Annotated in this window: 13 protein-coding genes and 2 pseudogenes; 7 read left to right on the forward strand and 8 right to left on the reverse strand. The window is 44.9% G+C overall.

What is annotated here, in order from left to right:
- The 4 genes and pseudogenes from BM283_RS18970 to BM283_RS14900 form a co-directional block, all read left to right on the forward strand.
- Positions 1-216: pseudogene (locus BM283_RS18970) on the forward strand (IS1634 family transposase); the annotation flags it as partial.
- Positions 217-327: 111 nt separating this feature from the next.
- Entirely contained in the window at positions 328-1,122 is a 795-nt protein-coding gene (locus BM283_RS14890) for a TrmH family RNA methyltransferase (protein ID WP_090694482.1), read from the forward strand.
- Between the two features lie 30 nt (positions 1,123-1,152).
- Positions 1,153-2,052, forward strand: a complete 900-nt coding sequence (locus BM283_RS14895) for a DNA-3-methyladenine glycosylase family protein (protein WP_090694484.1) — start codon at positions 1,153-1,155, stop codon at positions 2,050-2,052.
- A 3-nt stretch (positions 2,053-2,055) separates the two neighbouring features.
- The gene (locus BM283_RS14900; RefSeq protein WP_090694487.1) at positions 2,056-2,547 is read left to right on the forward strand and encodes a methylated-DNA--[protein]-cysteine S-methyltransferase; all 492 of its coding nucleotides are present in this window, start codon (positions 2,056-2,058) and stop codon (positions 2,545-2,547) included.
- A gap of 121 nt (positions 2,548-2,668) precedes the next feature.
- Here the strand turns inward: BM283_RS14900 and aroC are convergent, their stop codons facing one another.
- Positions 2,669-3,841 carry a chorismate synthase gene (gene aroC / locus BM283_RS14905; protein ID WP_090694489.1) on the reverse strand — a complete coding sequence of 391 codons (1,173 nt, stop codon included), beginning with the start codon at positions 3,839-3,841 and terminating at the stop codon, positions 2,669-2,671.
- Between the two features lie 201 nt (positions 3,842-4,042).
- Between aroC and hemF the strand changes: the two genes are divergently transcribed.
- Positions 4,043-4,939 carry an oxygen-dependent coproporphyrinogen oxidase gene (gene hemF / locus BM283_RS14910; protein ID WP_090694491.1) on the forward strand — a complete coding sequence of 299 codons (897 nt, stop codon included), beginning with the start codon at positions 4,043-4,045 and terminating at the stop codon, positions 4,937-4,939.
- Between the two features lie 105 nt (positions 4,940-5,044).
- Here hemF and rsmA read toward each other — a convergent pair whose 3' ends face one another.
- The 4 genes from rsmA to BM283_RS14930 are packed head-to-tail and all read right to left on the reverse strand — an operon-like array spanning position 5,045 to position 10,513.
- A complete protein-coding gene (rsmA, locus tag BM283_RS14915) occupies positions 5,045-5,818 on the reverse strand; it encodes a 16S rRNA (adenine(1518)-N(6)/adenine(1519)-N(6))-dimethyltransferase RsmA (RefSeq protein WP_175492169.1) in 774 nt (257 codons plus the stop codon).
- A gap of 19 nt (positions 5,819-5,837) precedes the next feature.
- The gene (gene pdxA / locus BM283_RS14920; RefSeq protein WP_090694495.1) at positions 5,838-6,836 is read right to left on the reverse strand and encodes a 4-hydroxythreonine-4-phosphate dehydrogenase PdxA; all 999 of its coding nucleotides are present in this window, start codon (positions 6,834-6,836) and stop codon (positions 5,838-5,840) included.
- A 15-nt stretch (positions 6,837-6,851) separates the two neighbouring features.
- On the reverse strand, positions 6,852-8,213 hold the full coding sequence (locus BM283_RS14925; protein WP_090694497.1) for a peptidylprolyl isomerase: 1,362 nt from the start codon (positions 8,211-8,213) through the stop codon (positions 6,852-6,854).
- Positions 8,214-8,251: 38 nt separating this feature from the next.
- The gene (locus BM283_RS14930; protein ID WP_090694500.1) at positions 8,252-10,513 is read right to left on the reverse strand and encodes an LPS-assembly protein LptD; all 2,262 of its coding nucleotides are present in this window, start codon (positions 10,511-10,513) and stop codon (positions 8,252-8,254) included.
- Between the two features lie 413 nt (positions 10,514-10,926).
- On the opposite strand from BM283_RS14930, the gene BM283_RS14935 reads away from it, so the two are divergent.
- Positions 10,927-12,915: a DNA repair helicase YoaA gene (locus BM283_RS14935; RefSeq protein WP_090694501.1), complete on the forward strand. Its 1,989-nt coding sequence runs from the start codon at positions 10,927-10,929 to the stop codon at positions 12,913-12,915.
- Between the two features lie 134 nt (positions 12,916-13,049).
- On the opposite strand, the gene BM283_RS14940 is transcribed toward BM283_RS14935, so the two are convergent.
- Entirely contained in the window at positions 13,050-13,541 is a 492-nt protein-coding gene (locus BM283_RS14940; protein ID WP_090694504.1) for an SRPBCC family protein, read from the reverse strand.
- Between BM283_RS14940 and BM283_RS20355 the strand changes: the two genes are divergently transcribed.
- Positions 13,540-13,668 (forward strand): hypothetical protein, encoded by a 129-nt coding sequence (locus BM283_RS20355; protein WP_302848303.1) that lies wholly within the window; start codon positions 13,540-13,542, stop codon positions 13,666-13,668. The two genes, BM283_RS14940 and BM283_RS20355, sit on opposite strands and share 2 nt — an antisense overlap.
- Before the next feature lie 73 nt (positions 13,669-13,741).
- On the opposite strand, the gene BM283_RS14945 is transcribed toward BM283_RS20355, so the two are convergent.
- Complete coding sequence (locus BM283_RS14945) at positions 13,742-14,371, reverse strand: hypothetical protein (protein ID WP_090694505.1); 630 nt, start codon at positions 14,369-14,371, stop codon at positions 13,742-13,744.
- Positions 14,372-15,009: 638 nt separating this feature from the next.
- Positions 15,010-15,100 (reverse strand): annotated as a pseudogene (locus BM283_RS18305) (IS5/IS1182 family transposase); the annotation flags it as partial.

Here is a 15,100-nt window from a genome sequence, read left to right on the forward strand (position 1 = left end):
ACCGCGCTGGCCGAAGCTAGCGAAACCTTCCCCAATCAATCAGGCCGCCCGATTGCCAACCCCACCGCACGTTGGGTCTTTCAGTATTTTATGGGTATACATATCCTAACCATTCACCAAACACAGACAGTGCTGCTTAATATGGATGAACCACATCACAAGTTACTGAAATTATTAGGGCGTTTCTATGTTAAATATTATTCCGATAGTGGCTGAATTGGCTGCGGAATGTAGGCTATAAGTTTTGAATTTATGAAAATGCTACAAAGCAGATATATGAGAAAATAATGAATTAGAAAATTTCAGCATTTCAGCAATTCGCATCCTATGTACCCCATAACCTCCCGCGAGCATGCTCTCTTCAAGCAATTGGTTAAGCTGGAAAAATCGTCACGGGCACGACGATTAAAAGGTTTGACATTGCTTGATGGGGTCCATCTCATCCAGGTTTCCCATGCGAGCAAACATATACCGCTAAAGTTGATCGTAAGTGAATCCGGGTGTGATCATACTGAAATCAAATATTTGATACGCGAATTCAGCAAACAATCTGGTATCGATACCATATTATTCAGTGATGCCTTGTTCAAGCAAGTCTCTCCTGTCAGAACACCATCCGGTATCCTGGCGCTGATCACTATTCCCTCATGTGAAGCGAATGCAATTGATGAAAGTCAGGTGTTTTGTACCTTACTAGAAGCCATACAGGATCCTGGCAATCTCGGCTCAATGCTGCGTTCGGCCGCCGCCGCTGGCGTAAGTGATGTTTATTTATCTAACGATTGTGCCGATGCCTGGTCACCAAAAACTCTGCGAGCAGCCATGGGAGCCCATTTCTCGCTAACTATACACGAGCAATCTAATTTGGTGCAGGTAGCTCAGCAATTCCATGGCAAAGTCATTGCTGCGACTTTACAGTCTACCCAGCACCTTTATCAGACTGATCTCAAAGGCCCGGTTGCCTTTGTATTTGGCAATGAAGGCGCAGGATTATCGCAAGAAATACTCAGAGCGGTCAGCGAGCAGGTTACCATTCCTATGACAGATAAGACGGAATCGCTCAATGTAGCTGCCGCAGCAGCCATCTGTCTTTTTGAGAAGATGAGGCAGCAATGCTATTGATATTCATGCCCAATCTAAACTTTAATTAAAGTGTCTTGTATCAGCTCACAGCAGGAGGAGAAAACAACAATTTTACACCTAGGCTATCACCCACCACTGGCTTGGAACGCCTTAGTCATTTTTCTTTGTAGTCGTGGCAGCCGCTATGTAGAGCAATTAATGGGTAATCGCTATCTGCGCACAATTAAACTCGGCAATGATGCTGGCTGGATTGCTGCTCAGCAGGATCCGATACGTAGCCGAATCGATGTGGAAATATCCCCGTCACTGTTACCTCATCTGGCTCAGCTACAGACTCGTTTACACATCTTATTTGATCTGGATGCGAATCCAGTCCTTATTGAAAATCATCTGAAGCACGACAAAACATTGAAGCCACTCATTATCCATACCCCTGGCTTACGCGTTCCGGGTACTCTGAATGCCTTTGAGTTGAGCTTACGTGCAATAGTAGGTCAACAAGTCTCTGTCAAGGCAGCCACTACCCTGTTCAATCGTTTCGTTACAGCTTTCGGTGAGCCGGTCGATACACCCTTTCCTGAACTCAATCGCACTGTACCCGTTGTGAGCGCGATCGCTGACGCAAAGCTACCAATCCTGATCAATCTGGGTGTAACGCAACGCCGTGCTTTAACCATTCAATTACTTGCCAGGCAAATAGCTGATGGAACATTGAAACTGGAAGAAGGCAATTCACCTCAGCTCATTGAACAATTGATGGCGCTGCCGGGAATTGGCCCCTGGACTGCTCAATATATTGCCATGCGCGCTCTGGGAGACTCTAATGCAATCCCGGCTTCAGACCTGGGACTCATGCACGCATTACAAGTAAAAAAGTCAGCAGGCGTTATAAGTCGTACAGAAAAATGGCAACCCTGGCGTGCTTACGGCGTAATCCATTTATGGCATTATTTAAGTACAGGAGGCTAAACAATGCATTACTACACAATTATGGAAAGCCCTATCGATCCACTTTTACTCACAAGCGATGGTGAACACCTTACGGGCTTATATATGGATGTACAAAATTATTTACCTCACATGAAAGAGAGTTGGCTATATGACCCATCGCTCTTTGAACAAGCCATCTCTCAATTAAAGGCTTATTTTGCAAAAGAATTATCTGACTTTGAACTCCCGCTTAAGGCAACTGGAACAGCTTTCCAGGAAAAGGTGTGGCAATCACTCACCACCATTCCTTATGGCGAAACGATCAGCTATAAAAATATTGCCGAACGTATTCAAACACCCAAAGCGGTACGGGCAGTGGGTTTGGCAAACGGTAAGAATCCTATCTCCATTATCATCCCTTGTCATCGCGTGATTGGTGCTAACGGTAAACTGGTGGGCTACGGCGGGGGCCTCCCCCGCAAGCAATGGTTACTGACACATGAAGCAAAACAGGGTGAGCTACTGGCAGGGTAAAGCTGCCCTGCCGATCTGATAAAATTAATCAGCCATCATTAAACTACCGGTCTGATAAACCCCAGATAGAGGCTGTGCCAACAAATTCACACGTTGACAATCAATAGCAGATCAAACCAGCTCACACTTCATAGGGCTCTGGATCTTCGGCTAAGGGTGATTCTGGTCCTGCGGAGGTCGTGGTCATAGCGCTACTGTTCACTGTTCCTGGAATTTTAGGCGTATTACATACCACATCAGCATTTTGTGCGCGATGACGCAAGGCATGATCCATAAGTACCAAGGCCAGCATAGCTTCAACAATAGGAGTAGCACGTATGCCAACACAAGGATCATGTCTGCCATGTGTTTCGACAATGACTGGCTTCCCTGCTTTATCAATAGAGCGTCGCCCGAGGCGTATGCTGGATGTGGGTTTAATTGCCACATTAACAGTAACCGGTTGACCAGTCGAAATACCGCCAAGTATACCGCCAGCGTTATTGCTCAGAAATCCTTCAGGCGTCATTTCGTCCGAATGCTCTGTTCCTTTCTGGCTGACACTCTCAAATCCCGCACCAATCTCTACTCCTTTGACGGCATTGATACTCATCATGGCGTAAGCAATTTCTGCATCAAGGCGATCATAGACAGGCTCCCCCCAGCCAACCGGCACGCCCTCAGCAATGACACTGATTTTTGCTCCCACCGAGTCACCAGATTTCCGCAGGCGATCCATAAAATCCTCGAGTTCCGGTACGATACGACTATCCGCCACAAAAAATGGGTTCTGATTCACATCCCCCCATTGTTTGAATGGGATGACGACAGGCCCCAACTGCGCCATATAACCGCGAATGGTTATACCATAAGTTTCATATAACCATTTCTTAGCGATGGCAGCTGCTGCAACCCGAACGGCAGTCTCGCGTGCAGAGGCGCGCCCGCCCCCGCGGTAATCACGAATGCCGTATTTCTGCCAATAGGTATAATCCGCATGGCCGGGACGAAACACTTCCGTGATTTTGCTGTAATCCCTGCTACGCTGATCCTCATTACGAATCAGCAAAGCAATCGGTGTGCCGGTGGTTTCACCTTCAAACACGCCCGAAAGGATTTCTACCCGATCAGCTTCGCGACGCTGGGTAACATGGCGCGAAGTGCCAGGTTTGCGTCGGTCCAATTCTTGTTGTATAAATTCTTGTGATAAAGCTAATCCTGGCGGGCATCCATCGACTACACAACCAATCGCCGGACCATGCGATTCACCAAACGACGTGACACAAAAAAGTTTTCCAAGCGTATTCCCAGACATTCTCTTTTACTCGTTAAATCGGTGAACCAAGTCTAACATATGCTGGTGTAGATTTTTACTGTTGCTCGCTGACGGATCATTTTATATCAATGCTTACGGCTGAATTTCTTTCCTAGTCGTGTCCCTCTAGGTAAAATGATGTTTGCAGATAAAGATTATTATCTAATTAATTGATGTTACTGAGCTAAAAGAGGAGCAATCATGAATACAGCGGAAGTCAAAGCGTTTCTCACTAATTTACAAAAAAGAATTGTTGCAGGATTAGAGCAACTAGATGGCAAGGCTTTCCTGCACGATGCCTGGGAACGTCCAGAGGGAGGCGGTGGACTAAGCTGCGTGATTGAAGAAGGTAATGTATTTGAGCGAGGAGGGGTTAATTTTTCTTATGTCCATGGCAGCGGTCTACCTGCGTCAGCTACGGCTGCACGGCCTGAATTAGCTGGCCGTTCATTTGAAGCGACCGGGGTGTCACTGGTTTTGCATCCACGCAATCCCTATGCTCCCACCATACACATGAATGTACGTTTCTTTGAAGCTAAAAAAGAAGGATCAGAATCCGTTTGGTGGTTTGGTGGCGGAATGGATTTAACACCGTATTATGGCTTTGAAGAAGATGCCATTCATTTTCACCAAACGTGTAAAAGCGCACTTCAGCCTTTTGGTGATGAATACTATCCTCGCTTCAAAAAATGGTGCGATGAGTATTTCTACTTAAAGCATCGCAAAGAACCGCGCGGTATCGGCGGTATTTTTTTCGATGATTTCAATCAACCTGATTTCACCACCTGCTTTAATCTAATGCAGAGCGTGGGAGATCATTTTTTATCCGCCTATGTTCCGATCCTGGAAAAACGCCTCAATACACCGTATAGTGAGCCTGAGCGTGATTTTCAGGCGTATCGTCGCGGACGCTATGTCGAATTCAATTTAGTTTGGGATCGAGGTACGCTATTTGGATTGCAAACAGGCGGGCGTACCGAATCGATCCTGATGTCTTTGCCCCCAATTGTCAAATGGCGCTATAACTGGACTCCTCCAGCAGGCAGTGCAGAAGCCGCACTTTATACTGATTTTCTGATTGGCAAAGATTGGGTGTAATTGTTAGAAAAATTCTGGTTGAACGCTTCTTTATTAGTATGGTACTCAGCTTTCCTGTTGCCGTCTAATATAAACGTATAGTTTTAGATGATAAATTAGCAAATGTTAAGGAACTTTAACCAGATAATTCACGATCCTTGCATATTGCACTATGGATAAATTCTCTGCCCGTAACCCGGAATCTAAGGCTAAAGCATCAAAATCTTCAGGCATGAGATAATCACGTAACGTATTGCGCAATGTTTTACGTCGTTGTGAGAAGGCAGATGATACAATTTTGCTAAATAACGAATCTTGCTCAGCAGGAATAATCGTTTGCGCCAATGGGCGCATGCGTACAATAGCTGATTGTACTTTTGGGACAGGACGAAACGATTCTGCCGGGACCATCAGGATCTGTTCCATTTCAAAATAATTCTGCAGCATGACAGATAAACGCCCATAATCCGACGTAGAGGGAAAAGCTACCATGCGCTCGACCACCTCCTTCTGCAACATAAAATGCATATCGGCGATATAGGAACAGAATCGACCGAGATGAAACAAAAGGGGAGTGGAAATGTTATAGGGTAAGTTACCGATGATGCGTAAGCGGTTACCCAATTGAGAAAAATCAAACTTCAGCGCATCTGCTGAATGAATGGTCAGTTTTTCTTCAGGAAATTCCAGCCTTAGGTGCTTAACAATATCCCGATCAATTTCTATGGCATGAAGATGATCGACAATTTGCAGTAATGGCCGCGTCAATGCGCCTAATCCAGGGCCAATCTCAATAAGCCGGTCGCCCGAGGATGGTCGGATAGCATGAATGATTTCAGCAATAATCTGTGGATCGATCAGAAAATTCTGACTAAAACGTTTGCGTGGAGTATGCTTCACAATCTATGATAATGAAATCTCAGGATGATTGCCGAGTACACTGCTTTTGGGCTAGCATGCTTGCCATTTCTATCGCTACTCGTAAACTACCTGGATCAGCTCGTCCCGTTCCAACCAAATCAAGGGCGGTGCCATGGTCCACCGATGTCCGAATAATGGGAAGTCCCAAAGTGATATTGACCCCCGTGCCGAAGCTTGCGTACTTAAGCACAGGCAATCCCTGGTCATGATACATGGCAAGAATGCAATCATAATCTTTTAACCGCACTGGATTGAACAAGGTATCGGCCGGCAAAGGCCCCAGCAAATTCATGCCTTCTGCACGAAGTTTGGCCAGCACTGGGATAATGGTGTCAATTTCTTCACGACCCATATGTCCTGACTCACCTGCATGAGGATTAAGCCCCGCAACGGCAATACGTGGATGATTGATAAAAAAACGATTAGCCAGATCATGATGGATAATACGTAATTTCTGCTCGAGCTTTTCAGGCGTAATCGTTGCAGCGACTTCTTTCAAGGGCAAGTGCGTAGTAGCAAGCGCTACCCGCATATTGCCTCCTACCAACATCATCACAACTTGACTGTGCGTCATCTCTGCTAGATATTCAGTATGGCCTGTAAAAGAGATGCCCGCTTCGCTGATGATTCCCTTATGAACCGGTGCTGTCACCAAAGCATCAAATATTCTATTTTGACAGCCCTGTATAGCATATTGCAGTGTTTCAATGACATAACTTGCATTCGCTGGCTCCAGTTTGCCAGGGGAGACAGGTGCGTTTACTGGTCTATGCACAAGTTGCAGGCTACCGGGTTTATGTTCACTAAAATGAGCAGAGGGTCTTTCGATTAATTCCAAGGGCAATTGTAATAATGCTGCCCGCTGTTGCAGCATGTCACGGTCTGCAATAACCACGAGTTGGCAAGATAAGGCTTCCTGGGCAATTTGTATGCACAAATCAGGGCCAATGCCAGCGGGTTCCCCTGCCGTCAAGGCAAGTATAGGTATGTTATTCATCGACTGGCTATACTGTTAAATATCTTCGGCTCGGTATTCAACATAAGCCTGATCGCGTAGCTGCTGTAACCACTCCTGCATCACCATTTCTGCCTTCCTTCCATGGATTGCCTTGCGTGCAACTTGGCGTTGCTGCTCATCACTGACATCTTGTGAGCGACGCTCGACCACTTGAATCAAATGCCAGCCAAATTGGGTTCTTATAGGAGAGCTGATTTGGCCAGGTAAAAGCGCATCCATAGCCTGTTCAAATTCAGGAACCGTATCACCAGGAGAAAGCCAGCCTAGATCTCCACCACTTGAGCCACTGGCATCTTCAGAATGAGCTTTCGCTGTTTCTGCAAAATTAGCCCCTTTATCAATGCGATCTTTAATTTGCATAATCATGCGATGCGCATCATCTTCTGATATTAACTCACTGATTTTGATCAGAATATGGCGGGCATTTGTTTGCTTGATGATGACAACCGGAGTTTCCTGCGGACGTCGACCCAATAATTTGAGAATATGAAAACCGACAGGACTTTGAATGATGGGTGTCACTTGACCGCGCTGCATTTTCACCAGTATTTCAGCAAAAGAGGGCCCCATCTGCATAATGGGTCGCCATCCAAGGTCTCCTCCCTGCATCGCATTGGGAGCATCAGAAAATTCCGCTGAGACTTGCGCAAATTCCACACCATCCTGTAATTTTCTCATAGCAGCTTCTGCGCGTTGGCGCTTCGCTTCAATCTGGGTTGCATCCATTTGTTCCAAGATCTGGATCAGAATATGAGCAACATGATATTCATCATTACCAATCGATGAGGTTTTCTGAGTCCGCAGAAAATTATCTATTTCCGCTTCTGTTACATTAATCCGGCTGTTTACCTCACGTTCTTTTAATCGGGCCATAAGAACTTCATTGCGTATCTCATCCCGGAATTGGCTCAAACCCATCCCATCCTGCTCGAGCACAGCATAGAATTCCCCCATCGATAACTTATTTTCCTTAGCGATATTGCGTATCGTTTTGTCAAGCTCAGTATCATTAACGGATATGCCCAGTTCTTTGGCACGCTGCAACTGGGCTCTCGTCAGGATGAGACGTTCTAGCAACTGTTTTCCCAACACCTCTAAAGGTGGCAGTTGTATTCCCTGTTTCTGCAATTGTCTGACGGTATTTTGAATCACATCATTGAGCTCAGTACGAGTAATCACTTCTTCATTAACGACAGCAACAATATGATCAACTGGTATGGCTTGGCTGAGGGCAACAGTTTGTTGTGCAACCGCTTTCCCGGTTATTGCCATAATGATTAGCATCAACATAATCTGACAAGCAAAACTTGCCTGGTTAATATGATGGTAAGCTATTCTGCGTATATTTTTCACCATTCCCATTTGTTCCGATTATGAGTAAGTATTTATCTTATTTAGAACTGTTGGCTTGTATGTGTATAGCCAGGAATACCCTGCCGCAATGTCCGTATCGGATTATTCCCTATTCGCATCAGGCCATTTAATTCGAGTTGGACAAAAAATGCCGTAGAAGTTCTTTCCGTTGAGGCAACAAACCGGTTTAGCACCATACGCAACGTCCAGCAACATGAATTGTATTCTAATCCTACCAGTCCAGCTAAAAGCTTATCATCCAGCAACGAGTAGTTGACACTTGCCATCCCTTGCCAGTTTTTCAGAAAGGGCCATTGCGTTGATGCATCGATCTGTTCCAGAGCTGCGCCTGGATTTGGAAATAGAAAACTAGTACTTTGCACCACTCCGGGCACTCCTCGAGAATAACGATAACCTAGATTGAACACTTTACCTGGCTCTGGATGATAACTTACGCCAGCGCGAATTTTTTCTGTACGAAATTGTTTTTCATCGAGTTGCACACTGGTGTCAGTGGTAATCGTCGGGGTAATTTTTCCTGAGATCGCCGCAATAAAATCGGTTTCGTTACTTGTGGTTTGTTGGCTAATCAGCTCCACTCTGCGGTCCGAAAAACGTACTTTCTGACCGACTGCAAGCCGCAGTCGCTCATTCCCTGTTGTTGCTTCAATGAGACGTGACGTCAATGCCAAAGTAATCTCATTGGCGTCATTGATCCGGTCATGGCCGCTGAACCGGTTTTCATTAAAAATCTGTGCGAAACTGAAATCCATCTCTGCTGATTCAAAATTAGGGAAAATACGATTATCCTGGTTGCGGAAGGGAACATAGAGGTAGAAAATGCGTGGCTCAAGCGTTTGCACAAAATTTTCATTTCTGAATTTGGTATCCCGCTCAAATACCACGCCAGAATCAAGGCTGAATATTGGTACAGTACGATTGATATTGGAATCCCCATTTTCACTTACAGGTTCATTTAAATTGTATCGAGTGTGATGCAAGCTTACCTTCGGTTTGATATAGCCAAATGCCGTTTGTAAAGGCATGCTAACACTGGGAAGAAGCACTAAGCGCAGCCCATCGGCCAGCTTTAATTGTTGCCCATCTGGCAAGCGTTGGGTTTCGAAAAAGAAATTCGTCCAGATACTTGTCAAATCAAAATCCAACCCATAAACATCACGCTGTGATGCTGCCAAGGTAAACTGAGGCAAACGTTTGTAAGGCGGAACAATGAGGTTTCTAGGATCTTGAAGCGTTTGAAAACTCTGGACGAGTGTGGTAAAACTTATCGCGCCCTTCTGGCCTAAGCTACTATTATAAGAAGTACTCGCCTGTTGTAAAAGGTTGGTTCTGGCAGTGAGGTTAACGTTAGTGCCGAGATCACGAAAAAAATCACGATCAGAAACGAGGTTATAGTCGACATTGCCTGACCAGCCTTTACCGAAATACTGGGCATGATTCAGGAAAACACCATAACGCGTATCATTAGTGATCAGATCATCAGGCAGTATATCGAGAATCGCTTGCCCACCCAATGTTTCGCCTATATAGCGGAACTCATTTTCGAACATGATGCCACGCTTACTCATAGCACGTGCCGTAATCGTTGCATCGTAATTAGGCGCAATATTCCAGTAAAAAGGCAGCGACAATTCAACACCGCTTCGCGCCGTATTGCCCATAATAGGCGCTAGAAAGCCTGTTTTCCGTTTGCCGCTATAGGAAAAATTTATCCACGGCAAATAAAGGAAGGGAACATCCTTGAAGGCTACCCTAACATGGCGTGCAGTACCCGTTTCTTTCTCTTCATCAATTTCCAAGTCTTCCGCTTGGATAAACCAATCATCGTTTCCGATTGGGCAAGTCGTATAATTCCCCTGTTTTAGCCGGTAATGGTCTTCTCCTTCAAACAAAAGTAAACTTCCATTGCCGCGCCCTCCTCCTTCTTTTAAATAATAATTCGGCTGGCCAAGCTCCCCTCTCAGCGTTTCGAGATTCAACCTGAGATGAGATCCTTCCAACACATCTTTCTCTCGTTCAAGATGGACTTTGCTATCAGTAATCGCATCTTTTGTGTCGGGAAGATATTTCATATAATCAGCTGATATCACTTGATCGCCGCGTTGCAATTTAGCCTTTCCTATCGCTTCCACTTCTTCGTGAGGATGACCTTTTATTTTCTCAGCCTCCATAAATACCGGTAATTTCTTTTTTGAATCATCCAACTGCTCAGCTGCAACCACAACGATAGATGAGCCGAGTAAAATAAAAAAAACGAGAATTTGAATATAATAATTGTTCATTACACGTATAAGTCATCCTGAAAATCTTTTTTCAGGAAAATACTTGTTATAGTCAGGTTGTCAGCCTATCCACATCATAGGAATAATATGAAATAGAGGTGGTACAAAAACGAGATAAAGATAATCATTTCGCATCAAACGCGCTAAATGAAAGCTCTTATTCCATTTCCAAATCAAACATGACGCGAAGGCGGGCCGCAGACCGTATCAATAATACGGCAAAGTGAAACCGGCAAAACCAGTTTTGATTGAAAAAATGGAATTAATAGGGCTTTATCACATAAAAGTAATCAACCCATTCATGATTATTCTCAGGAGTTGTTTTAAAACGTGCAGAATAGAATTTAGTTCATTTATCTTGTCCATTACCCATTCTAAATAAGAGTATCATTTTAGCTGACAAAATTTCTTCCATGTCCGATCTTGCTACTATTTTTTCTGAAAACGGTCTGCTAGCCCACACGATACCAGGGTATCGAGTTCGTACTCAGCAATCGCAAATGGCTCAAGTCATTGCTCATACCATTGAACATCATGGTGTATTAGTAGCAGAAGCTGGCACCGGAACCGGGAAAACATTTGCTTATCTGGTACCCACCTTATTGATGGGCGGCAAAGTAATTCTCTCTACCGGCACTAAAACATTGCAAGATCAACTGTTTAATCGGGATATTCCTACCATTCGTGCAGCACTTAAAATCCCGGTCACCGTGGCGCTGCTCAAAGGACGAGCTAATTATATCTGTCATTACCATCTGGAAAAAACATTACAATCTGATCACCTTAATTTCGCATCGCGTGAGGAAGTCAAATATCTTGGATTGATCGAACGTTATGCCAAGTCGAGTTACCATGGTGATAAAAGCGGGCTCAGCAAAGTTCCGGAAAATGCAGCGATATGGCAATATGTGACGTCCACTCGAGATAACTGCCTTGGTTCGGAATGCCCGAATTACAAGCAATGCTTTGTAATGGAAGCACGCAAACGTGCGCTCTCAGCCGATATGGTCGTAGTCAACCACCATTTGTTCTTTGCTGATGTGATGTTGCGCGATGAAGGGCTATCAGAGCTTCTACCTGCCTGCAATACGGTCATCTTTGATGAGGCCCATCAGTTGCCAGAAGTGGCCAGTCTGTTTTTTGGTGAATCAGTCAGCACCAGTCAGTTGTTGGAACTCGCGCGCGACACCGAAATGGAAGCCTTGCTCAATGCCAAAGACTTCACGTCACTTCCTGAAGCAGTGGCTGCTATGGAAAAGGCAACGCGTGACTTACGATTAACTATAGCGGGAGAAAACACGCGCTTGCCATCTGCTGCCGTGATGCAAAACCCTGACTTTAAAGATACGCTCGCGCTTCTCCAGGAAAAACTCATGCTACTGGTCAGCCTGCTTGAAAATCAAGCGGTACGCTCACAAGGGCTGGAAAACTGCTGGCGCCGTGCTACTGCCCTTCATGCCAGCATCAAACGCTGGTGTGAACAAATTGAAAACCAAGGTTATGTTCGCTGGGTGGAAACGTTCAATCATGCTTTACAGCTCAATGCCACACCCTTATCTATTGCTGAAATATTCAATAAACAATTAAACGCCTCGCCGCGTGCGTGGATATTTACTTCGGCCACTTTGGCAGTCAAAAATGATTTTTCTCATTATCAGCATGCGATGGGATTAGGAGAGTCTCAGTCAATCTGCTGGAGCAGTCCATTTGATTTTCCGAATCAAGCGCTACTTTATGTCCCAACTCACCTCCCTCATCCTAATAACCGCAGCTATTCCGAATACGTAGTCAAGGCTGCCCTGCCAGTATTGCGGGCAAGCCGTGGCCGCGCCTTTTTTTTATGCACCAGTTTGCGTGCGATGCAGCAAGTTTATGAGCTATTAAAAGCAACATTCGAACAGGAACAGCTTGATTATCCACTCTTGCTGCAAGGACAGGGATCGCGTTCCACAATGTTAGACCGCTTCCGTGAGTTAGGCAACGCCATTCTCATTGGTAGCCAATCCTTCTGGGAAGGGGTCGATGTACGGGGTGAAGCACTCTCATTAGTGATCATCGACAAGCTGCCGTTTGCCTCCCCAGACGATCCAGTCCTCTCGGCACGTATCGAAAAAATCAATAAAGAAGGTCATAATGCCTTCATGGAGTACCAACTGCCTCGCGCCATCATCAGTCTGAAACAAGGGGCCGGGCGCCTCATCCGGGATGAAAAGGATCGAGGAGTGCTGATGATCTGTGATCCCCGTCTGATTACTCAATCTTATAGCAAGCGTATCTGGCAAAGCCTGCCTCCGATGAAACGCACCCGGAATTTAGCTGACGTAGAAATTTTTTTTGCTGAAAAGAGTAATCAAAGCAGCCCGGAAGAAGCCACCGGACTAAATCAAGTAAAAGACAGTTAAACCTGCTAATTCCATTTCTAAATCAAAAATGACGCGAAGGCGAGCCGCAGACAGTATCAATCATACGACAAGGTGAAGCCGACAAAGTCAGTTTTGATTTAAAAATGGAACAGCTCGTGCGAACCAGCAACCCCTCATAGTAAGGGTATTGAGGTGTGAACGGACTCTAATCTACTATGCAACAAGTGGGCCAATCCTTTGGCTCCTTGTTGCATCACCTGGTGATGGTTCCATCTGAACAAAGGCAGCGCAAGTGGAGCAACGAGATTCATCCACAACCGATTAATGTGCACATCCCACTCATAGCGCACAACCGTCACACCATCCTCATGAAAAAAATTCCATCGCCCAGTTCCAATCACTTCACCGCTGGCCTGCCCTTCTATTAACTTCAAAGGAACGATTCGCGTCACACGTATATCGAAAACAAGCCGATAAGGAATCCGCCCTTTCCAAATAAAACGATGCACACACTCCACCCCATCCTTATCGCCCATAACAAGTTTTTCCACTTTCTCACTGCCCAGCCACCATTTTGGCCAATCAAGGCAATGAGTAATCGCCTCAAACACCTCGGCTAAAGAAGCACTGATGCGCCATTCAGTGACCAATTGGAATTTTGTCATGCTTACTTTATTAATCGAAGAAGAAGAAGAAGAAGAAGAAGAAGAAAAACTCTTAATCACCTCAATGGGCTTATTCCATTTCCAAATCAAACATAGCGCGCAGGCGAGCCGCAGACAGTATCAATAATACGGCACGGTAAAGCCGACAATGTGAGTTTTAATTTAGAAATGGAGTACTATCTTTTTCTACGCACCGCTTGCTAAGGAATGTCACGAATTGCTATCTGCTTCTCCTCGAATCTATTTCCTCTCTTCCCTTGATTATTGATGACGATAGAATCAGTCGACGCTGCTTCATTGGTACAGATCCGCAGCCGTTCCTCTGCACTTGCTTTAGCATCCCATGACACAGGTCGTATATACCTGCCTTGCCGCGCTATAGCAACCTGACCGCTTCTGGTCCATAGCCATGTTGAGAGCATGCGTCTTGCATCAGATCTCAGGTTGGATAGCTCCAGGAAAATACCACTTCTATTACCTATTGAAGCGACCTTAAGCATTTGCTTATCGTCTTTTGCAGAAACTTTTATCGGGTCGCATTTTGCGATATCGTTGCTGCCGCTTTTGTCAGCATGCATCTTCCAGCCGATCACTGGGAAAGCAGATAAAGGTTCACAGCTCCCTTTTCTTTTTTTACTCTCACAACTAGTTTGAGCGCTGGTGTTGCAGTTCTCAAAACCAGGGTCAACTGCGGAGTTTTGCCCAGAGTTCTGAGCGTTTACCGTTGAACATATTGCTATTGTTACACACGTTACAGACTCGGCGCTACTTGGCGCAGAAATAATAATTACAAGCACTCCCACACAAAAAGTAAGGACTAATCGCTGCATGATTAATCTCCTTCTGTCTATGCGCAGCGTCGATATCGATTTAAAACCGAGAGAGTGTCATAATTGAAGTAATCAGCTACTGCGTTACCTCGTCTTTTCCATCTCAGCCTGTAGCCTGAATACTTATTACCCAGGTCATTATCAGTAGTCGTAATGATCGACGCTCTAATATTTTAAAGTAGATAATTGATTCTTTTCAGAGCAATATCCATAAGTTTTTTTATAAGTTAACTCCAATTATGAAAGTAAGTAAATACGTATAAACACTTATGGATTATCTTGAGAGCGCCTCTAAAAATTCTGAGTTCTAAACAAGACAAGGCGAGAATAAAAAATGTTGACTCAGCCTGCCACTGATAGGTAAGTAAACATTTTTTGTGAACAACGAAGTATGGTGACAAGACGGGATAAGCAGGCAATCCGCGAAGTGGATGCTCGCAAAGATGACTTTATTTTATCCATGAGTGCCTGTCAGTGCTTGCCACTTGATTCTGGTATCAGAAAGAGAACCAGATTAAGCAAAAGATATTACGAGTTATCCTTCAGATTACAGCTTAGATGTCGCTATAAATCATGATGATTTGGAATATTTTATTAAAACGAAAAAAATAATGAATTTATTAGGGTCTGTTGACATTTCACATAGGTAGCCACAGATATCCACACGCTATGGCTACCATACTTTCATAATTTCGCTTCAGCTTGTCGTATCGTGTCGCTATTGCCCGG

Origin of the sequence: Nitrosomonas sp. Nm34 (assembly GCF_900113925.1) — a bacterium.
Classification (GTDB): Bacteria; Pseudomonadota; Gammaproteobacteria; order Burkholderiales; family Nitrosomonadaceae; genus Nitrosomonas.